The sequence below is a fragment of the Asticcacaulis endophyticus genome (genome assembly GCF_014652575.1).
In the GTDB taxonomy this organism is placed as follows: domain Bacteria; phylum Pseudomonadota; class Alphaproteobacteria; order Caulobacterales; family Caulobacteraceae; genus Asticcacaulis; species Asticcacaulis endophyticus.
Map to the genome: position 1 here is coordinate 343,518 of NZ_BMZB01000001.1, position 17,517 is coordinate 361,034.

27 protein-coding genes are annotated in these 17,517 nt (G+C 55.6%); 13 read left to right on the forward strand and 14 right to left on the reverse strand.

Going from position 1 to position 17,517, the window contains the following annotated elements; all coding sequences use genetic code 11:
* Positions 1-7: 7 nt before the first annotated feature.
* The 11 genes from IE102_RS01565 to IE102_RS01615 all read right to left on the reverse strand — a co-directional run bounded on the left by IE102_RS01565 (position 8) and on the right by IE102_RS01615 (position 9,642).
* Entirely contained in the window at positions 8-1,150 is a 1,143-nt protein-coding gene (locus tag IE102_RS01565; protein WP_189484621.1) for a DUF2213 domain-containing protein, read from the reverse strand.
* Between the two features lie 2 nt (positions 1,151-1,152).
* Positions 1,153-3,006 (reverse strand): anti-CBASS protein Acb1 family protein, encoded by a 1,854-nt coding sequence (locus IE102_RS01570; protein ID WP_189484622.1) that lies wholly within the window; start codon positions 3,004-3,006, stop codon positions 1,153-1,155.
* A 9-nt stretch (positions 3,007-3,015) separates the two neighbouring features.
* A complete protein-coding gene (terL, locus tag IE102_RS01575; RefSeq protein WP_229807517.1) occupies positions 3,016-4,347 on the reverse strand; it encodes a phage terminase large subunit in 1,332 nt (443 codons plus the stop codon).
* 40 nt (positions 4,348-4,387) lie between these two features.
* Complete coding sequence (locus IE102_RS01580) at positions 4,388-5,032, reverse strand: terminase small subunit (protein ID WP_189484624.1); 645 nt, start codon at positions 5,030-5,032, stop codon at positions 4,388-4,390.
* Between the two features lie 146 nt (positions 5,033-5,178).
* On the reverse strand, positions 5,179-5,766 hold the full coding sequence (locus IE102_RS01585) for a hypothetical protein (protein ID WP_189484625.1): 588 nt from the start codon (positions 5,764-5,766) through the stop codon (positions 5,179-5,181).
* Entirely contained in the window at positions 5,766-6,002 is a 237-nt protein-coding gene (locus tag IE102_RS01590; RefSeq protein WP_189484626.1) for a hypothetical protein, read from the reverse strand. Before IE102_RS01590 ends, IE102_RS01585 begins: the two co-directional genes overlap by 1 nt.
* Positions 5,999-6,877 carry a YdaU family protein gene (locus tag IE102_RS01595; protein ID WP_189484627.1) on the reverse strand — a complete coding sequence of 293 codons (879 nt, stop codon included), beginning with the start codon at positions 6,875-6,877 and terminating at the stop codon, positions 5,999-6,001. Before IE102_RS01595 ends, IE102_RS01590 begins: the two co-directional genes overlap by 4 nt.
* A complete protein-coding gene (locus tag IE102_RS01600) occupies positions 6,874-8,226 on the reverse strand; it encodes a replicative DNA helicase (RefSeq protein ID WP_189484628.1) in 1,353 nt (450 codons plus the stop codon). The genes IE102_RS01595 and IE102_RS01600 overlap by 4 nt, the downstream gene beginning before the upstream one ends.
* Before the next feature lie 150 nt (positions 8,227-8,376).
* The gene (locus IE102_RS01605) at positions 8,377-8,745 is read right to left on the reverse strand and encodes a hypothetical protein (protein WP_189484629.1); all 369 of its coding nucleotides are present in this window, start codon (positions 8,743-8,745) and stop codon (positions 8,377-8,379) included.
* Entirely contained in the window at positions 8,745-9,044 is a 300-nt protein-coding gene (locus IE102_RS01610; RefSeq protein ID WP_189484630.1) for a hypothetical protein, read from the reverse strand. The genes IE102_RS01605 and IE102_RS01610 overlap by 1 nt, the downstream gene beginning before the upstream one ends.
* On the reverse strand, positions 9,031-9,642 hold the full coding sequence (locus IE102_RS01615) for a hypothetical protein (protein ID WP_189484631.1): 612 nt from the start codon (positions 9,640-9,642) through the stop codon (positions 9,031-9,033). The genes IE102_RS01610 and IE102_RS01615 overlap by 14 nt, the downstream gene beginning before the upstream one ends.
* On the opposite strand from IE102_RS01615, the gene IE102_RS01620 reads away from it, so the two are divergent.
* Positions 9,641-9,871, forward strand: coding sequence for a hypothetical protein (locus tag IE102_RS01620; RefSeq protein ID WP_189484632.1), 231 nt, complete (start codon positions 9,641-9,643; stop codon positions 9,869-9,871). The genes IE102_RS01615 and IE102_RS01620 overlap by 2 nt on opposite strands.
* 582 nt (positions 9,872-10,453) lie before the next feature.
* Here IE102_RS01620 and IE102_RS01625 read toward each other — a convergent pair.
* Positions 10,454-10,645 (reverse strand): hypothetical protein, encoded by a 192-nt coding sequence (locus IE102_RS01625; protein WP_189484633.1) that lies wholly within the window; start codon positions 10,643-10,645, stop codon positions 10,454-10,456.
* Positions 10,646-10,740: 95 nt separating this feature from the next.
* Between IE102_RS01625 and IE102_RS01630 the strand changes: the two genes are divergently transcribed.
* The 4 genes from IE102_RS01630 to IE102_RS01645 all read left to right on the forward strand — a co-directional run bounded on the left by IE102_RS01630 (position 10,741) and on the right by IE102_RS01645 (position 12,661).
* A complete protein-coding gene (locus IE102_RS01630) occupies positions 10,741-11,439 on the forward strand; it encodes a S24 family peptidase (RefSeq protein WP_189484634.1) in 699 nt (232 codons plus the stop codon).
* Entirely contained in the window at positions 11,439-11,936 is a 498-nt protein-coding gene (locus IE102_RS01635) for a hypothetical protein (protein WP_189484635.1), read from the forward strand. Before IE102_RS01630 ends, IE102_RS01635 begins: the two co-directional genes overlap by 1 nt.
* Complete coding sequence (locus IE102_RS01640) at positions 11,933-12,289, forward strand: hypothetical protein (protein ID WP_189484636.1); 357 nt, start codon at positions 11,933-11,935, stop codon at positions 12,287-12,289. Before IE102_RS01635 ends, IE102_RS01640 begins: the two co-directional genes overlap by 4 nt.
* Positions 12,290-12,430: 141 nt before the next feature.
* Complete coding sequence (locus tag IE102_RS01645; protein WP_189484637.1) at positions 12,431-12,661, forward strand: hypothetical protein; 231 nt, start codon at positions 12,431-12,433, stop codon at positions 12,659-12,661.
* A 48-nt stretch (positions 12,662-12,709) separates the two neighbouring features.
* Here IE102_RS01645 and IE102_RS01650 read toward each other — a convergent pair whose 3' ends face one another.
* Both IE102_RS01650 and IE102_RS18060 read right to left on the reverse strand, forming a co-directional pair.
* Positions 12,710-13,216, reverse strand: coding sequence for a helix-turn-helix domain-containing protein (locus tag IE102_RS01650; protein ID WP_189484638.1), 507 nt, complete (start codon positions 13,214-13,216; stop codon positions 12,710-12,712).
* On the reverse strand, positions 13,213-13,551 hold the full coding sequence (locus IE102_RS18060; protein WP_189484639.1) for a DUF4258 domain-containing protein: 339 nt from the start codon (positions 13,549-13,551) through the stop codon (positions 13,213-13,215). Before IE102_RS18060 ends, IE102_RS01650 begins: the two co-directional genes overlap by 4 nt.
* 800 nt (positions 13,552-14,351) lie before the next feature.
* Between IE102_RS18060 and IE102_RS01660 the strand changes: the two genes are divergently transcribed.
* From IE102_RS01660 to IE102_RS01695, 8 genes are all read left to right on the forward strand, one after another.
* Positions 14,352-14,630 (forward strand): hypothetical protein, encoded by a 279-nt coding sequence (locus IE102_RS01660; RefSeq protein WP_189484640.1) that lies wholly within the window; start codon positions 14,352-14,354, stop codon positions 14,628-14,630.
* Positions 14,631-14,807: 177 nt separating this feature from the next.
* Positions 14,808-15,035, forward strand: a complete 228-nt coding sequence (locus tag IE102_RS01665; RefSeq protein WP_189484641.1) for a hypothetical protein — start codon at positions 14,808-14,810, stop codon at positions 15,033-15,035.
* A complete protein-coding gene (locus IE102_RS01670; RefSeq protein WP_189484642.1) occupies positions 15,035-15,235 on the forward strand; it encodes a hypothetical protein in 201 nt (66 codons plus the stop codon). The genes IE102_RS01665 and IE102_RS01670 overlap by 1 nt, the downstream gene beginning before the upstream one ends.
* Positions 15,236-16,138: a hypothetical protein gene (locus tag IE102_RS01675; RefSeq protein WP_189484643.1), complete on the forward strand. Its 903-nt coding sequence runs from the start codon at positions 15,236-15,238 to the stop codon at positions 16,136-16,138. It abuts the gene before it with no gap.
* Positions 16,135-16,305 (forward strand): hypothetical protein, encoded by a 171-nt coding sequence (locus IE102_RS01680; RefSeq protein ID WP_189484644.1) that lies wholly within the window; start codon positions 16,135-16,137, stop codon positions 16,303-16,305. The genes IE102_RS01675 and IE102_RS01680 overlap by 4 nt, the downstream gene beginning before the upstream one ends.
* Before the next feature lie 2 nt (positions 16,306-16,307).
* Complete coding sequence (locus tag IE102_RS01685; RefSeq protein WP_189484645.1) at positions 16,308-16,601, forward strand: hypothetical protein; 294 nt, start codon at positions 16,308-16,310, stop codon at positions 16,599-16,601.
* Positions 16,598-16,837 carry a hypothetical protein gene (locus IE102_RS01690; RefSeq protein WP_189484646.1) on the forward strand — a complete coding sequence of 80 codons (240 nt, stop codon included), beginning with the start codon at positions 16,598-16,600 and terminating at the stop codon, positions 16,835-16,837. Before IE102_RS01685 ends, IE102_RS01690 begins: the two co-directional genes overlap by 4 nt.
* Entirely contained in the window at positions 16,837-17,517 is a 681-nt protein-coding gene (locus tag IE102_RS01695; protein WP_189484647.1) for a YqaJ viral recombinase family protein, read from the forward strand. The genes IE102_RS01690 and IE102_RS01695 overlap by 1 nt, the downstream gene beginning before the upstream one ends.

A 17,517-nucleotide genomic window follows, 5' to 3' on the forward strand; every position in this document is an offset into this window, starting at 1 on the left:
CCTTCGATTAAGCCGCGTCGGCGGGAGATTTCCACCCGTCGCGCAGAGCTTGGTTGCGGGCATTACGGGCAGCGTCGGCCTGAGCACGCATGTCGCCCTTGGGCGCAACACCGTCAGACAGCACGGATTGGAACGGATCGGCGGGCTTGGCATCCTTGGCGATAGCCTTGAACATGCCGCTGATTTCGGCGTCGGAAGCGTCCTTAGCCATTTCGTCACCAAGCTTGGAAACGACAGCGGCGCGGCGAAGTTCAGCGTCAGACTTGCCTGACACGTCGATTTTACCGTCAAGCTTATTGACGGTGGAAACCAGCGCGGCGCGATCTGCCACCAACTTATCCAGATCAGCGGGCTTTGGCGCGCCGTCTTGGGCCTTTTTCAAGTCGGCCTTGAGTGTGCCGATTTCCTCATCCTTGGACGCAATTGCAGCCTTGTGCGCGGTGTCAGCATCGGAAAGTTTTGCCGCTGCGGCATCACGATCCTTGGTCAGCTTATCGATGGCTTGCGCGCCCTGATCGGTCGTAGAGACCGAGAGGCCGTCAACCATGACGTTACGCAGATTGTCCGGCATGTGCGGATTCCTTTCGTCTGCTACAGTGATCGGGGCAGCGCCCCATGAAATCGCACCGTCACCGATGCGAGCCTTTGAGCCAGCCCGCGCCCGGTCAACGAGTGCGAGGTGGTTGAACTTGATATGACGTTGAACCGCGTCGTATTCCTCGCCATCAGCCGTGACGCCCGGAACCCAATCGATCACGCAGGTATAGCCCGCGCTCAATTCGCGCTTGCCAGCCTCGAACGCCTTGATCGCGGCCGCATCCTTGACAATGAGCGGAAACTGAACCCACTCTCCGTCCTTCTTGGCCAGCGTGGATACCTCACCCGCGGCCAACTCTTTCCAGTTGTCAGCCGTGACGCCGTCCTTTGGGTGGTCGATGGTGATGGGCATGTGTGACGCAGAGCGGAGGCTTTCGTCGGAAAAGACCTCTTCGGCGGGCCGATACACCCGCACAACCGCCTTGTCAGTGACGCCCATTTCGGAGCCGGTGTAAATCTGAACGCCGGTCCGAACCGCCCTTGCCTCAGCAATCAGGTAGCCGTCAGCGCTCCGGCGCGTGCCCGCGACGGTTACAGCATCGGTAAATTGCATGGTTAAACCTCAGCTATCTCAGCGTGCCAATTCGGCTTTATCTCTTCGAATATCTCAACACCCAGCTCGATCTTGCCTTTCCATGGCTCGATATTAGCGATGTCTATACCTACTGGCAGTGCATAGGTGATTGTGATGTGCGGGTTGTAATCCTGATGATCCCAAGACGCCCCAGCCTCTTTGACCCGCTCATGGCGATATGAAAGATTCCACGCGCCGAACACCATTACTGTGGCGTCACCAAATTGCTCCATCATACGAGGGCCGCCCGCGTTGATGGTTAGTTCCCCATCTACATTTCCCCAGTCGTCGCCGACCTTGAGCCAGTCGATGGGCGTTTTAGAGAAGGCAATCGTGACGTGCATGTCGTCAGCCGCAAGAGTCGTTTCAACGCCTTGAACCTTGAAATGCTCGATAATCTCAGCAGCGTTCTTCACGTCGCGGCGGATGTAAAGCGTGCGCGGTGTAGCGTCATTTGCAGCCAGTCGCGCGTTCGGATCGGTTAACGCAGCGCCCAATGCCGCCGTCTCGTCATCACCATCCGGCTCTTGCTCTGATAGCTTGCCGTATTCATCAATGGCGGCCTCTAAGCCCGGCAACGAACCATCCTCAATAAATGCGTTCACCAGAGCGTCAGATAGAACTTCAATCGGCATAAGCTGAGGCGATGCGCCACCACTGCCCGCAATGGCGCGGGCGGCGTCAGCCTTGATTTTGAACACGTCGGCCTTTTCCTTGGCGCTCATTTGCCACAGAGGTGACCAACGATAATGAACCTCGTCGGGCCTCGAACCCAAAGCTGAGCGGATAAGGCATTCATCGAGCCGATAAAGCGCGGGTGTGGTCTCTATCTCCTGATCGGCACTCAGGCGGTCGTAATAGTTGCGCAGATCGCTATCACCGGTCGCGTTCATGCCAGCGGGGGCTTGCCCCAACAGCCGCGTGGCAGGAATATCCGCCGCACCAGACACGATCTGTAAAAACCTATCCAGCACGTCAGGCAAGCCCGCAAAAGACGCCGCTTTGGTTTCGTATTCTTCCTCTTTGTCGAGGATGATTGTGCCGTTTATTCCTTTGGCCGTGTTGGCCAGCGTGAAGCGCTTTAACAGCCGCGCCTCATATCCGGGGTCCATCATGCCCTGCATAAAGCCGGGAATGCGGATCACATCAACCTTGGCCTCAAAGACCAGAGAGGCGATATTGCCAGCGGTTGCGTCAGTGTTCTTGATTTCAGTAATGACCGAATTTAGAACGCTGTCGCCCCATCCTTTTCGTGCGTTTGTCGATAGGTCGGGGTCAGCCTGTTTCGCTCCAAGAAATATCGCCAGCCGCGACGGGTGGATTGTAAGCTGCTGGCCGCTGGCATTGGCCAACGTGTAATATTTTGGCTTGCCGTACCACTCGGATGTCGGATCTCGGTCTATTTCGCCCGCGGCCAGAAATCGGCACGACAGGACGGTTAGATACTTCACACCACCCCTTGATACGCGGTCCATGTTGAGCGGCAAAGTCGGGTTTAGATCGCCCGTACCAATCATGATGGCAGCTCCGCCCCACAAACGGGCCAAACGCCGTGCCTCCTGAACCTTAGCTTTCAGACCGAGGCGTTTTTCCTCAGCCTCTAAGGCTTCAATCTGCTCAGGCTTCGCTTGCCAGTCGCGCCATGCTCGGACGCTGTCAAACGCCGGGATATCCACAATCTTACGCGGCAACCACGACCCGTCATAGCCGAATGCGATCTGATCATCACTCAACATCGGCGCGCCGTAGAACGTGGTCGCCGCCTTATCTCGGTCTGTCCCCATACGGGAAACAAGAGAGGTGAGGCCGTCAGTAATGCGGGCAACGATACTCATGTCCGCTCCTTAGAGGCCGTCAAGGGTGTAGGTGCTGCTCGATAGAAGGGCATTAAATGCCCGGCTGGTACTGTCGGCGTCGTCATCGTGCGTGGCTTCTGGGAAGCCTTCTAGGGCCGAGAACCAATCTTCGTTCCACGCCCCTTTGAGAACCAAAACATTGCCCGCCTCAGCTTGGGCCGAGAACGGGCTGAATCGCGTAACCTTGTCGCCAGATTCCGGCGTGGCCCGCGCAGTGAATCCGCTCAGAAGTTTGATGAGGTTAGTGACTTGCGATTTACCGGCCTGCCCAGGATCTTGCGGAAGCGAAACTTCAGTCCCGATACCGTCCTGTTCGGCGGTGTTTTTTATAAGCGATTCTACGCCACTTGGAGATAGCCACGCCTTGACATGATGGCCCACAATGTATCGACCATCCGGCAGTTTGCCGAGCTTAGTGCCAGCCGTGCCATCAGGATCATTACCTTCAATCTTCGGCGTAGCGCCTAAATCCCAACCGCGAACCCACCGAACACCGGCGGGCGCGACCTCAACGACCTGACACCAGCCACGCTGAAACAGCAGACCCGCGGCTGGACGTATATTCCAGTTGCCACCAAGGAGCCGTTCGCGCTCAACCGTGCCAAGGGCCATCAGGTTCGCAAGGTAGCCCGGATCAGCGGCCATTAACGCCCTGTTGTCCGTCAACTTCGCCGGAACGAAGGTCACAGACTTGGGTGGAATGGGCTTCTGAGCCCCATCGGCATCAGGCGCCGTGTGACTTGCTAGGTCGTCGGGATTATCACCCCAAACTATCGTATCGCCTACCCGTATAAACCACCTGAGAACGCCAGCACGCTCCGGAATCGGAAGGCCCGTTTCTGGGTTGATCCACCATGATATGAATTTCGCGACCCAACTATCCGCATCAGGATTGCATGTCGCTCTGATATATGGCCGCACACCGCTCATTGAGCGATTTCGGCTGACCATGTACCAGAATTGCTTTTCGCTGAAATGCGTCAACTCATCGAAGCAAATCAGCGGTATCTGTGAGCCCTGCCAGTTCAGGACGGTCTTATCGTGCTCAAGGTGAGCGAAACTTACTGATGCGCCGGAAGGAAACTTCCACTCCAGAACATGCTCTTTAGGAACTGCCCCCATCGAAGGATAAAGTTTCTGGCTTTCATCCCAAAGGCCACCCTCGTTACGAACCTGCACCGTGGAACGACGAAAGAAAACCGCGCCGAAGTTGGCGTTAGCTATATGCCTTAGGGGCTCCATCAGGAGCGCCCAAGTCTTTCCGCCGCCAGCAGAGCCGCCGTATATCGCAATATCAGCCGGTGACGACAGGAAGGCCATTTGCGGACCGTCCTGCGGCCTTATGACCGTTTGGCTCGGCTCACCCCCTGCCATTGTCAGGCAGTTGGAATATGGTCACTGAGGGGGCTGGAAGATCCGCCCCATCCCTCCCCGTCAACTCAACCTTATCCTTGAACATTCCCAAGTGTCGGCCGATCTTCTCAAGCGCGCCAACCTTGTCGTGCATCTTGATCGCGAATCCGTCTTTGGTCAGCTTGACCTCGGAAACGGCGGCCTTGATATCATCCGGCAGATCGTCGCGATTGATAGGGTCAACGAACGGTGCGTCGACATATTTGACCAAAGACGCGCTGCCAATTTCCTCAGCGGGAAGGCGCTTGCCATCATCAGTGAAGCCGAACGCGACCTCTTTCGTGCCCCAGTTCACTACGTCCGAAGCGTTGGCAAAACCTACCTTGGCAAGTTCTTGCAGCACCCGGTCGGCGGTGATTTCGGTGCGTTTTGAACGTGAAGCCTGCGCCTCGGAGATCGCAAAAATTATCTCAGGTTTGCTAAGGTTCTCATGGCCTATCGAATGGGCGGTCGAGACGCTGTATCCCGCCCTTACCGCAGCCTGTGTGGCATTGAGGTCGATAAGGTATTCCTCAACGAACCGCTTCTGCTTGTCCGTCAAATCGCGTCGAGGCGCATCATCAGGCCAAGGCTTTTCCTTGCCTTCCGACATCGTGATTACCCATGTGATGAAAATGAAAAAAGACCGCGACGGTTCCCCGTGCGGCCTGATCTTGTGACGCTACTTCAGCGCATAGTGATTAATTGGCTGATTTGCGCGCGCACGTCAACGGGGAATTTATCGCGCGTTGATTTAGTTCACAACCCAGCCTCAAAAGCGAACCTGACATTCTCAACAGCCGACACGATGAAGGCCGATAACTTCTTCTCATCCCGCACGGTGTAAACCGATCTTACCGCATCTTGCCACGACCTGCCAGTGTCCATGATCCAGTCGTGGCACAGCGCCTCGATCAGCTTAGCTGACCCGCCGCCGATGTGAGCTTTGATCTCGTCGTAGCGTCGTGCAGCCGCCATCTGGATATCGAGGCGCCCCTTACTGTCGCCGCGGTCATTGTCCACGAACTCGGCCCTCATGCCGCGTGATCCGTCCATGCCGTGAGCCTTGGCGTATAGCTCGACAATGGCCCTGCCGGCGTTCTGCTGGTTCTGGTCGATCACGGATTTGCGGAACAGCGCATCGAACACCAAGCATCGCTCAAGGCGTGTGACACGCTTGCGATGATCCTGCGCCATGTCGTAGGCCTCAGGCTGGCTCTGGGCGCGGCTGACGGTATCGGGATTGACGCCCCAATTGCCGGTCTGCCGCATGGCCTCACGCTCAGCCGCAGCCTTCTTGAGCGCATAATCCGGGTCGAGGAACTTGGCTCGGTCAGCTCTGGCCATCAATCGGCTGCCTTTTCTGCTGATAGCGGGAACTGGCCCGGAAACGTGTCGATGATGAGCCGGGCATCTGCGAACAATTCCGACTTGGCGCGGTTGGCCCAGACGAAGGATTTCAGGTCATCACCGATGCCGCCGATCTGCTGGCGTGCACGGATGCGGCCCGCGATGTAGCGCAGTTTTTCGGTGTAGAGGCCGTCGTCAGCCTCGGCCTCGCGCTGTTCGGCGTAGTGGGTCATGCTGCGTCCCTTTCGTCGCGGATTTGTTTTTCTTCGGCCCATGTCGGCTCAGGCCCCCAAGACGGCATCCATTGGCCAGTTTTCACCTTGTGCCGGACAAGGTTTTTGCGGATATCATCAGGCACTTCCTCAGCCTCAGCGGGCGGAACCCATACCTCGTGAGCCTCCCGCATAACGTCGTTGAACCACGACCAGGTGGTGATTGGCTTAACTCTGGACTTTCGGGTTTTGGCATCAATCACCTGCCTGACCATTCGCCAATCGTAACCCATCGCCAGCCATGAGGTCACGGCGTGGGTGGTCTGGATCATGCTTGCCGTCGAGTGCGGGTTGACTATGCCGGGGCCGCAGACCTTGCCCAACTCGGCCATGATTTGGTTTCGCTCAGGCCAGTTTTTGCCTTCGAGTTTTGGGCTCTTAGCTATAGCTTCTTTTGGCTTTTGGCTTTTGGTTTTTGGATGGCATTCCTCAAGCAATGCTTCGGGCATGCTTGTAGCATTGCTAATAGCATCTTCGATTGGTGCTTGCGCATTGCTACCCCATCGTTTTTCTGCGGCGATACGGGCGCGATCCTGATTGCGCTCAGATGCAGTTTTAATCTCGCCAATACGCTTGTCCATGCCGTCGTGACGGTAACCCCCATCAGCCTGAATGAACTTTGACGCCAGAACGCTTTTAACAGCTTTCTGTTCATCTTTCGCCATAGCGGCGCAGATGCGTAAGCACTCGGTGACCGTCCATCCTTCGCCTTGATCGAGATAGTATTGGTGGCACAAAGTGATATATGCGCCACGTTCAGCCAGCGACATGCGTGATGTGCCGCTATGCCAATCACCTATGTGCATCGGGTATGTATTTATCTTAAGGTCGCTCATGCACCCCTCCAATTGTCCGGGCGTTCATTCAGGATTACGTCGTGGGCCATCGATGCCCACATGACATCATCACCCACCTCACCGCCTCTGTTCTTGGCGCAGATGACCACCATTTCATGTGACTTGGCCGCGCACTCAGCCTCCCAGTCCAGAAGGCGCATAGCGTCCGTGGGTGGATTATTGCGGAGGTAAACGACCTCACGATATGGGAATAGGATAGCGTTGGCGTCCTGCTCAAACCCGCCACTGTCGCGAAGGTCTGACATTTGAGGCCGCTTGTTCTCACGGCTTTCAAGATTGCGGTTTAACTGGGCCACAAGCATGATGGTGCAGCCAAGCTCCTTAGCCATCCGCTTAACCTCCGCGGTCATCTCAGCGAGGGCTTTCGCGTCTGTCTTGCCGCGATAATCCGGCATAGTTAGAAGCTGAACATAATCTATGACGATTAGCGCCAGTTCAGACCGTGATTTATGACGCCAGGCATCGCGCCTGATGTCGTCTATGCTCATGCGGCTGCAATCGTTTATGAAAAGGTTGCGTGGCACGTCACCGGCGACGGAAGAGACGTGATCCAGCGTGTCTTTAGATGGGCTTGATATGTCTTTGTAGGCCACGCTCCATCCGGTCTCAAATGTCAGGTGAGACAGGCAGCGCTCCGACATTTCACCCCGTGTCATTTCAAGCGCGTAAAAGACCACGCGGTGATCTGGGTTGAGTCGGGCAGCGCCGAATGAGACATTACGACTGAATGCCGTCTTGCCCATCGATGGACGCCCGCCGGTCACGATGACGTGCCCCGGCTTTAATCCCCCCAACCTATCGTCTATGCACTTTAGGCCCGTCATTAGTCCGGACGGACGCCCACTCTCAACCTGACCGTAGAGCATAGACAGATGATCCGTGGCCGCGGCTGTCGCGTTTACCGACTCTTCTCCCGATCCGGCAGCTATCTCAATGCGTGCGATGTCCTGCTTGACGGCGTCTATGGCTGCCAGTGCGTCGGTCATCTTCGCTACACTGGTGAAGCTATTAGCGACCTCATTGACCTGCCATGCGTTTATGATCGCTCCCGCATTGTCAGATATCGTGAAGGTCGGCGGGCACTTATCGATCATCGTAAACAGGTATTTAGACCCGCCATACTTCTCTGCGGAATCACCTAAGAGGGGCGCAATGGTCTGCGGGCCTATGTTTTTACCCGCAGAGACGCCTTCACGGATTAGCCCCCATATGAAACCGTGTAGATCGTCGTGGAAATGGTATTCATGCAGGTGCATGACCAGCGGGAGCACTGACTGATCATATAGCGCGATGCCGATCACGGCTTGTTCAGCGTCAAGAGCGTGCATTGTCACCCCCTTGAGCCATAGCAATAGTGATCTGAGCTTGTGCCATCGGCAGGATGGACAGGCGAACGCTTGGTTCTTTAGCCAGCGAAGCTATGGAAAGTAACGCCACGGCCTTGTTGATGCGCTCTGCTGGTGTGAATCTGTCTCGCATCACGCCACCTCCCCGAATAGGGTCATCTGATCGCCCGGCTTAGACTGTAGTGACTTAGCCCACGCGATCTGAGCAGCCATCAAGACCGGGCGACCATATATCTTTTCGAGCATACGCGCGGCCGCGTCATTTACGGCCTCTGAGCGAGTTCTGAATAAACGGCTGGTATTGCCGTTATAAATCCCCAGAGGCTCGCCCATGCCCCAGCAATCGCCCATCATTTGATGGAACTCTATCGCGGCGGCCCATAGACCATTGTGCTGACCAAGCCGGATCATGGCTAGAGGCAGTTTTCCGGGGCGGCCGGGACAGTCAAGCCTCAGGTATTCGGCCTGCTCGATGCGGGTGTATTTGTCCGTTGATGCCATCACTTCGCCCCCGTCAGTTTTATGTCCACGCCGTGAATGTGCTTCATCCGGCGGCGCGTCCTGACATTCCACGCCGGTTTATCAGCGGGTTTATCGGCGGCTTGAGGCTCACTTATAGACGCTTCCCGCTTATACCCGCCGTCATATTGAGCGCGCACAGCATCAATCGACCGGCCCTCGATGGCGGCGATATTCTGCCACTGACGCAGACCGATCAGCCGCACAATCGAGATGCCGAGCTGCGGGGATTTAATCGGCTCAAGGCCATTGCGGAGGCGGTCTTGTCTATCGAACGACATTGCCAGCCTCCCCGAACAGCACGACGGCCAGCACGATCAGAACCAGCGATACGACGCCAGCCAATCCAAGACGGCGCTTGGGATGAATTCGGCGCCACTGGCCCTCACCCATGAAATATCCCGCCGACCCCTTGGGATAGTCGTCATTGACCGGGTTCAGGCCATCACGAACACACTTTGCCGCCAACGCATCCGCCTCGTCACGGCATTCACGGCAGGCGTAGCGCGGCTCAACGTCCTCAACGCGGGTGCAGATGTCGCAGGGCCGGTATGTGTCAAGCTGGTGGACGCTTGGGAACTGACCAAGCGGGTCGAGCGCCGGGGCCTTGTACCGCGCATCCACGGCGGCTTTCAAACCCGCGGTCGTGGCGTTCTTGACCCGTTTCTGTGCCGTCTTACATCCTGGCATCCCGGACGCAGCGGCGGCGCGAACCTTCTCAAAGCGTGTGTTGTCGATGATGTCACCCATGACGTCCTCCGAAAACACGATTGATAAGGCCGTCGACATCAGGCTTGGTTTTGTTGGATGGGCGTCCGGCTCGGCATTCCGCGCAATCACATGGCGCGCCGGAAACGACATTGGCCAGAGCGTGAGCATGGGCGATAGCTTGGCCAATGGCCTGGTGCATGATCTCAGGGCAGACCGCGCCGAAATCAAAGCCTTCCACCTGCTGCACGAAATACCCGAAAGTGCCTATGCCGCCGTCACTATCGGCTTTGGACAGGTTGTTGAGCATGTCCTGAACCAGATCAAGCGCATCAGCCGGGATATTGTCGGGGATATTGAGGCGGCTCATGACCGCACCGCCAGTCCATGGGCCACATAACCTTCGGGGGCGCACGATTTTTCGAGATCGGACTCATCCACATACGACGACGCGCGGGGCCGGAATTTGACGCGGCCATGCTGCTCGACGGGGGTGTTATGGTTAAATTTTACGCCCGTAGGCGAACTTTGACTCTTGGTCATGGCTTGATGCCCTTTTTGAGGGTATGCTCATGACGCGGTGCGGTAAATCGTAATAAATTACCGCCCATGCGTGAGGGCAGACCTGCGGTTCCAAATTGTTGGTTCCCTCAAAAAAGCGGGGTGTCCGTTCCGAATTGGCGTTTAGAGCCGGACACCCCCAGTTATTCGGGAACCATAGGCCTTGGCTTCATCATGGTTAAAAGTTAACCTTAACGAAGCCGCTTATCCGACAGTCGCAAAAGCAACCCGCCGAACCACTTGTGGGAAGTCGCTGCATCAGCGCCATCACCTAAACCTCACCGCGCTTTTATCGAACCAGAGCGCGGCCATCTGGCGAAAGACCGGGGCTAAATCCGGCATCGATCTTGTTGTGTGGGGCCAGCAACCGGGGGGATTGGTCACTGGCCCGTTCGCGCACCCAGGGGAGGTGCGCGAATGGTTAGGCGGCGGAGTTCTCCTGCGCCACTTTTTCAAGTTGCTCTAACGTGGTGACAGTCTGGGGTTTGAAGTCGCGAGTAATCAGAGACCGAATGGTTGTGTACGGGACACCGGATCGGCGGGACATTTCCTGCACACCGATCTCATCTACCTTGGCTTTGATTTTTTCGATTGAAGCATTGATGTCTGTCATGGTGACGACATTACGATTTATCGTAAATAATGGCAAGTAAAATTACGAAATATAGCAGTTACGAAATTTCGCACCAAATGGCATATATTTCCCTCATGGACGACACCACATTTACCTCACGACAGTTGAATTTTATCGAGTGGATGAGCCTGAACGGCCTCACCTTTGTTGGCGTTTCAGACGCTTCTGGTATTCCTTACTCGTCGCTGAAATCTTTCGCAAAAAACCCCGGCCAAAGCATGAATGATAGAAACATTCAAAAGCTGGTCTCGGCATTTGGCGTATCAGCGGATGATATTTTTAAAGATCCTCAACCGATAAAGAGCGCTTCGTCCTGGTATGATCCGGATACGGAAGATGCAAAACCAGACATGGGCGATATTTTAAACCTGCCCGAATACGAGTTGAAGATTTCAGCGGGAGGTGGCTACACAATCGACCGCGAGAGAATTAAAGGTCACTGGCCTTTTTCACGGCACTATATTCGCGACGAATTACGCCTTGAACCCAGAAACCTTTCAGTGATCGAGGTCAAGGGCGACAGCATGGAGCCACTGCTTAGACCTGGCGATCGTGTAGTCGTAGATCATAACGACAAAAACGCCGCCGAGGGCGGCTTGTATGTGATTTGGAACGGCGGCGCGACGGTAGTTAAGCGGGTAGAAGCCGTGCCTTATTCCGATCCGCCAATGCTTGTGTTGATCTCAGAAAATAAAACGCACAATCAATATCCAGTCCACGCCGAACTCGTGAATGTCGTCGGGCGCGTGGTCTGGGTCGCAAGGAGGATGTGATGAAATATCGGGCGACAATTAAAGCGTTAGTAATATTGGCAACATTGTCGGCCGCACCAGCGCGCGCTGATTATATGGACGTCTCAAACCAACTAGAGCGAGATGCGGCCTTTGCTGGCCACGCTTTTAAATGCGGACGGGTGGGCTACCCGATAGACCCTGACGCCATTGTCGGATTCGCAAAGCTCGCTATCCACAGGGCGTCGCGCGAGATGGGCCGGACATCGGCTGAGTATCAATTTTACAAGATCGTCAATCAGGAAATGGACGATATAGACAGTACCGATAAGAACATTTTTGTCGGCGCTGAAACGTGGGGTGAGATGGAGCGTCGTGAGAAAGCGCAGCGTGTAGTTTGGGATGAAATTTGCTCAGACTACCAGCGTGACAAGGCTTACATCCAATATTTCAATGGCGAGAAGCCCAAGCAGAGCCACATGAACTATTTGCACAGCATTGGGAAGTTCGATAAAAACAATTTCGCGGTGCCTCAATGAAACCCACCATCCTCACCCTGGCACTAACCGCCCTCGCCTTTCCGGCCATTGCCGACGAAAAACAGAACCTGTTCCATGTGCGGATCAATAAGCTGGAGGTTGGTCTGCCGGCGGATCGGGTCATCGACATCATGGGGCCTGCCGCAGATCGGCAGTTTCAGGGCAACCGTGAGGCGTTGCAATATTGCTCCCGCGATGGCTGGGCATATAACGACTTCGTGGTGGTCTGGCTCAGCGATGGCAACGTCTCCGGCCTGACGCGCTATAACAAGCCCTACACCGGCAAGTGCGAGCGCCATTTCAGGGACTTGGACTGGCGACAGGCGCCTGGGGCGACCGAAGAACCGAAATGACCGCCCCCTCCGACCGCGCTTTCTGGACAAGGTCGCGCTACTGAAAGAGCGGATAGAGAAGGACTTGAACGGCGCGGCAGAGGACAGGGCCAAGGCGGCGGAACTACGGCGGCAGGCGTTCAAAATTGAGGAAACAGGACGATGATAAAATCTGACGGCATAGATCCTGATCAGGTCATTGAGCTTTCAAGAGACATTCTCAGGGCCAGCGACGCGCACTTTATGGGAGTTGATCGTCAGGTCGTGGTTCATGCACTCTTGGCGTTGGCGTTGGACATTACTGTGGCCGCCACGGAATGCACGGCTGGCGAGGCTGTGGAATACCTGAAGTCGATTCTGCAGGATGGGATTGATGGGGAGATGGCGGAGTGATTGAGATACAAAAAAGCCGCCTCAATAGAGACGGCTAATCTTGTGGCCTCAAGCGGCCTTCTTTTCTTCCCAGCCGCTATCAAATAGCCCGAACTGGGCCTGAGCGTTACTAAGTTCGTCCATAGAGTCCAACTCTTCGAGCTTAGACGTGATTAAATTTAGAACAGTATCTCCCTCACCGTCCGTCAACGCAAGGAAGAGTATCCTTAGAAGTTTCTCAGCAGCGCCTGGCATCTCGGTGTCGCCCTTTTCCCACCTAGCCACTGACTGGCTGGTTGTTCCAAGTAACGCCGCCAGCTCGCCTTGCGTTAAACCTAGGGTATTACGTAAAAAACGTGTCTCCTTAGGAGTAAGGCCTTTTCGGTGGCAGACAATATGCCTCCCAATCGCCTTGTGAAGACCGTCCACATTCTTGATAGCTACGGTGCGCTCACCGTCATACTCGGATATTTCATAACCGTTTAATAGATAGATGCCTTCTAAGCCCGCTGTTCTGTAGTGATAGGGTTCATCGTTAATTGCCTCGTTCCCAAAGCAAAAATGTTGTGGTTTCACATGTCTTCCCATTCTACCGTTTTGATGACAAGTCGCCCCAACTGAGAGACGACTGTAACGACCCCCACTTCTCGGCTGGCCCGCTTTCGCGCGACGACCTTGCATTTCCATTCTCCATTGCTTCTGCCAGGTTCAATGTCTCCAATAATATCCCCGGTTCGCAGAACCAGCAGTGCGTCCGGGGTAGTGATGTCCCGCAATTCCATCCTTTCAAGCGCATGCTCTGTAAAAGCCACATTCGAAGAATCCGAAGCCAGCGACCTGATTGTGGTCAGGAGTTGCTGAGGTTTCGGCTTGAATACGGCGACAGACGCGCCTAATCGGTTACGTGTCATCACCTATCATTATGATAGGTACGGGTTAATGTCAAATGAATAAGGAAGATGCATCGGAATAACAAAATAAAATAAAATAAGGCCGGGGCGTTAACCCCGGCCCTACCTACATCGGGTCATGACTCCCGATGGCCTGTTGTCAGGTCTTAAACACCAAACCGTTTCCAGTTCAGTAACTCCACCGCCTAAAGCGAAGGATAGGTTTTGATCTGGCAGGGCTTGATACCTGCTCCATATTCTGTCGCCTGCTATATAGACCCTTTCGGGGAACGCCCAGCGTGGACACGGTCGGTTGCGTTTCCTTCAACGCCGCAGATCAATCTTGTTTAGCCCGAAGGCTGAAACTTAGTTGCTTACCCTAGGCCCTCAGTTATTCCCCGGCTTGGAGGGCTCCGCGGGACTCTTTCGAGTTTCTGTGCATTTCAGCACTTCGTCAGCCGCATAGCGCCGGGCTAGATGTTCCCTTGTCAGGTAAGCCGGGGAACCCACGGCTTAGTTGCCATTTCTGGCGAAACTTAAAGAGCCTTTTTGTGCCATGCTCAGGGCGCTATATGGGGCCGAAGGGTAACGGCGGATTTTCTTCCCATAAGGCTGATCGAAGGGCGAACCTTCAAGTCATCAATCCCTATTTGTGTGAACCGAGGCCGCTACACCAGACCGGTTCACCATCATGACTTCCCTCACCTCGCGGCAAAGGCCCCTCATGTATTTCTCCGGCGAATTACCCCGCGCCGGATCGGGTTATTTCTCCCATCGACTCAATGTAGGGTCGAGGTCGGCACAACCACGGGAGAAGATTAATGAGTGAATCGACGCATAAAATCCTCTGTAACGCTTGCAAGGTGGAGCTTAAAGGCCTCGCTGACACCGACCCGCAGCTTTACGGATGCCCCGTCTGCGGGATCAGCGACACACGAGATAACGTCATGCGGGAAGCTACTGAGTACACTAAAGAAATGATTGCGCGCGACTTCCAAGACAGCGTCAGGAATACCGCCCGGAAAAGCAAACTGCTTAAGTTCAGCGGCAAGCCCATCCCACATGGCGTCTATAGATTTATTACAGACTACAAGGGATAGGCTCTCCATAACCACCTCTGTTTGATTAGCCCGCCCTAACCGGCGGGCTTTTCCATACCCCCTTTATGCCACGGGTTGGCGGCGTCGTCAAAAGAAATTACGATTTGTCGTAACTTTGTTGTTGCGTGTTACGATTTTTCGTAATATTGTCATCCCATCAACAGGGATACGACGACGATGACACGCGATGAACTTCTTACCCGCCGCGCCGCCAAGGCCAATGAACTCGATCTGCTCATGACGGCAGCCTATTGGGAGCGTGTCCGCGATGGTCGTGCAGACGCCGAGGACAAGGCGTTCATGCGTGAAGAGCGTGACGCGGCTTACGAAGATGTCTGGGCCGAATTCTACGCTCACGACCTCGCCCTTGTTGCCGAATTTAACGCCAGCAAGGAGGCCGCGTAATGCCCTCCGAAATTGACACCATCATCCGCGTTATCGAGGCCCGTATCATCGGCGCGACCGAGAGCCTAGAGGCCATTCATCCCGGCCAGCCCGGCATCGGCACGCTGCCCCAGATGATCCTTCGCGACATCGCGGCGTACCGCTCCATCCTTTCCGACATCAACATCATCGCCGGTCGTGTGCCGGTACAGGGGGCTTAAGTGGCCGAAGAAAAAACCATCAACCGCTCGTTTCTGGCTATGTTGGCCAGTAATCAGACTGGCGCCCTCAGATCGGCTGGCTACAGCTTGTCCGACCTCATATCGGCTGGCTACAGCGCGTCCGCCCTCATATCGGCTGGCTACAGCGCGTCCGCCCTCAGATCGGCTGGCTACAGCTTGTCCGACCTCATATCGGCTGGCTACAGCGCGTCCGCCCTCAGATCGGCTGGCTACAGCGCGTCCGCCCTCAGATCGGCTGGCTACAGCGCGTCCGCCCTCAGATCGGCTGGCTACAGCTTGTCCGACCTCATATCGGCTGGCTACAGCGCGTCCGCCCTCAGATCGGCTGGCTACAGCTTGTCCGCCCTCAGATCGGCTGGCTACAGCGCGTCCGACCTCATATCGGCTGGCTACAGCTTGTCCGCCCTCAGATCGGCTGGCTACAGCGCGTCCGACCTCATATCGGCTGGCTACAGCTTGTCCGACCTCATATCGGCTGGCTACAGCGCGTCCGCCCTCAGATCGGCTGGCTACAGCTTGTCCGACCTTGACGCGCTAGAGGCTGAAATTCCTCTGGTAGAAAAGCCATACACGCAGCTTTGGAATGACATCCAGGCTAAAAAGCGAGCTTTCGATCAGGGCACATTCGGCCCATTTGAACGCGCACCTGAAAAGAACATTTGCGGCTCGCCTATGTGCACAGCCGGTCACCTCGTTCACATGGGTGGCGAGGCCGGATACGCGCTCAAGGCCAAATATGGTTGGGCCAAGGCTGGCGCACTGATCCACTTTAAAGCGCATCCCGATTGGCCGTGCCAGAACTTCGGTACGATCCCCGATGCGTGGGCCTTGGCTTACATAGAAGAGATGGCCGAGCGTGAAGCATCTGAGGTCCCCGCATGAACCGCGCCGACATAGACGCCATCACCTGCCGCATATCCACAATCGAGGTTTCGCCCGCATCGTTCTGGTGCGTGGTCGAGGCGCTTGGGGTTAGCGGTGTTTTAAAAACGTTTGCCTGCGCTGCGGTTGTCGCGGTCGGGATCGTGGCCGCACTGGGAGGGTTTTGATTATGGTTCAACTCAAAGTCGGGCGCTACTACCGCTTCCGTGACGAAGCGCAGATTGAGCCGCGTCGTCACGTTCGCGTCCTTTATGTCGGGCGGAACTGGGCGTCATGGGTTGGATGCGAAGGGCCTAAAAATATAGCCGTGACCGCGGTTTTTTATGGTGACCTTTGCGCGCAGGTTTTGGATCACTGCGCCGATACTGGGGCGTATCGCGGCATAGGCCATTCAGGAATGGATCTGGTCGAGGATATCACCAAGCCTGTGAAAGATCTCATTAAACGTGAGGCCGCCGCATGACCGCGCTCGTGATCCCCTTCCCCGAAGCGCGCACCATCGCATACCGCTTTGACGGCGGATGGATCGTGTCAAGCGGCGGCGAACGGTTGAACCTCGTCAGGGCCAATATCCGGCTGCAGTCGATTGATCGCATCATCGGACGGCTTGAACGCGCGGGAAACGTGGCCGGTGTGGCCGAACAGCAAACCGAGCGCGCCGATCTGGTGCGCGCGATTGAGAAGATGGGGGTTGAGTGATGGCTATCACTTATCACCGCGACTTGATCCAAGGCACGGACGAATGGAAAGACGCTCGTTGCGGACTGCTCACGGCTTCGGAAATGAAGCTAATTCTGACGCCGACTTTGAAGCTGGCGTCGAACGATAAAGAGCGCAACCACCTGTGGGAATTGGCCGCGCAACGCATCAGCCGGTTCGTTGAGGTGGCTTATATCGGTGATAACGCTCTGCGCGGCTGGGAAGACGAAATTGAGGCACGCAACCTCTATTCCAAACATTACGCGCCAGTCGAGGAAGTCGGCTTCATCACTAATGACAAGTGGGGCTTTACGCTTGGTTATTCGCCTGACGGTCTTGTGGGTGATGACGGCCTTATCGAAAGCAAGAGCCGCCGTCAGAAGTTCCAGATCGAAACCATCGCCACTCAAGAGGTTCCGGCAGAGCACGTCTTGCAGCTACAGGCCGGACTTCTCGTCAGTGAACGGCAATGGATCGACTTCATTAGTTACAGCGGCGGTCTGCCGATGTGCGTGATGCGTGTCTACCCATCGGACGAAATCCAGACAGCGATAATCGAAGCCTCAGAGAAGTTTGAGGAGCGGATCGCCGTTCGGATCGCTGAATACCATCAATCAATCGCGGATATGCAGGTCGTTATTCAGACTGAGCGCCGCGTAGAGCAGGAAATGTATATCTAA

Bases quoted from the DNA above. Each gene is read 5' to 3' on its own strand.
- IE102_RS01640 (WP_189484636.1), top strand. From the start codon at position 11,933: ATGAAACCCACCATCCTCACCCTGGCACTAACCGCCCTCGCCTTTCCG.
- IE102_RS01665 (WP_189484641.1), top strand. From the start codon at position 14,808: ATGACACGCGATGAACTTCTTACCCGCCGCGCCGCCAAGGCCAATGAA.
- IE102_RS01690 (WP_189484646.1), top strand. From the start codon at position 16,598: ATGACCGCGCTCGTGATCCCCTTCCCCGAAGCGCGCACCATCGCATAC.
- IE102_RS01585 (WP_189484625.1), bottom strand. From the start codon at position 5,766: ATGGCCAGAGCTGACCGAGCCAAGTTCCTCGACCCGGATTATGCGCTC.
- IE102_RS01620 (WP_189484632.1), top strand. From the start codon at position 9,641: ATGGGCGATAGCTTGGCCAATGGCCTGGTGCATGATCTCAGGGCAGAC.
- IE102_RS01580 (WP_189484624.1), bottom strand. From the start codon at position 5,032: ATGTCGGAAGGCAAGGAAAAGCCTTGGCCTGATGATGCGCCTCGACGC.
- IE102_RS01635 (WP_189484635.1), top strand. From the start codon at position 11,439: ATGAAATATCGGGCGACAATTAAAGCGTTAGTAATATTGGCAACATTG.
- IE102_RS01660 (WP_189484640.1), top strand. From the start codon at position 14,352: ATGAGTGAATCGACGCATAAAATCCTCTGTAACGCTTGCAAGGTGGAG.
- IE102_RS01565 (WP_189484621.1), bottom strand. From the start codon at position 1,150: ATGCAATTTACCGATGCTGTAACCGTCGCGGGCACGCGCCGGAGCGCT.
- IE102_RS01625 (WP_189484633.1), bottom strand. From the start codon at position 10,645: ATGACAGACATCAATGCTTCAATCGAAAAAATCAAAGCCAAGGTAGAT.
- IE102_RS01610 (WP_189484630.1), bottom strand. From the start codon at position 9,044: ATGTCGTTCGATAGACAAGACCGCCTCCGCAATGGCCTTGAGCCGATT.
- IE102_RS01600 (WP_189484628.1), bottom strand. From the start codon at position 8,226: ATGCACGCTCTTGACGCTGAACAAGCCGTGATCGGCATCGCGCTATAT.
- IE102_RS01595 (WP_189484627.1), bottom strand. From the start codon at position 6,877: ATGAGCGACCTTAAGATAAATACATACCCGATGCACATAGGTGATTGG.
- IE102_RS01630 (WP_189484634.1), top strand. From the start codon at position 10,741: ATGGACGACACCACATTTACCTCACGACAGTTGAATTTTATCGAGTGG.
- IE102_RS01695 (WP_189484647.1), top strand. From the start codon at position 16,837: ATGGCTATCACTTATCACCGCGACTTGATCCAAGGCACGGACGAATGG.
- IE102_RS01685 (WP_189484645.1), top strand. From the start codon at position 16,308: ATGGTTCAACTCAAAGTCGGGCGCTACTACCGCTTCCGTGACGAAGCG.
- IE102_RS01570 (WP_189484622.1), bottom strand. From the start codon at position 3,006: ATGAGTATCGTTGCCCGCATTACTGACGGCCTCACCTCTCTTGTTTCC.
- terL (WP_229807517.1), bottom strand. From the start codon at position 4,347: ATGGCCTTCCTGTCGTCACCGGCTGATATTGCGATATACGGCGGCTCT.
- IE102_RS01680 (WP_189484644.1), top strand. From the start codon at position 16,135: ATGAACCGCGCCGACATAGACGCCATCACCTGCCGCATATCCACAATC.
- IE102_RS01645 (WP_189484637.1), top strand. From the start codon at position 12,431: ATGATAAAATCTGACGGCATAGATCCTGATCAGGTCATTGAGCTTTCA.
- IE102_RS01670 (WP_189484642.1), top strand. From the start codon at position 15,035: ATGCCCTCCGAAATTGACACCATCATCCGCGTTATCGAGGCCCGTATC.
- IE102_RS01605 (WP_189484629.1), bottom strand. From the start codon at position 8,745: ATGGCATCAACGGACAAATACACCCGCATCGAGCAGGCCGAATACCTG.
- IE102_RS01590 (WP_189484626.1), bottom strand. From the start codon at position 6,002: ATGACCCACTACGCCGAACAGCGCGAGGCCGAGGCTGACGACGGCCTC.
- IE102_RS18060 (WP_189484639.1), bottom strand. From the start codon at position 13,551: ATGACACGTAACCGATTAGGCGCGTCTGTCGCCGTATTCAAGCCGAAA.
- IE102_RS01615 (WP_189484631.1), bottom strand. From the start codon at position 9,642: ATGCTCACGCTCTGGCCAATGTCGTTTCCGGCGCGCCATGTGATTGCG.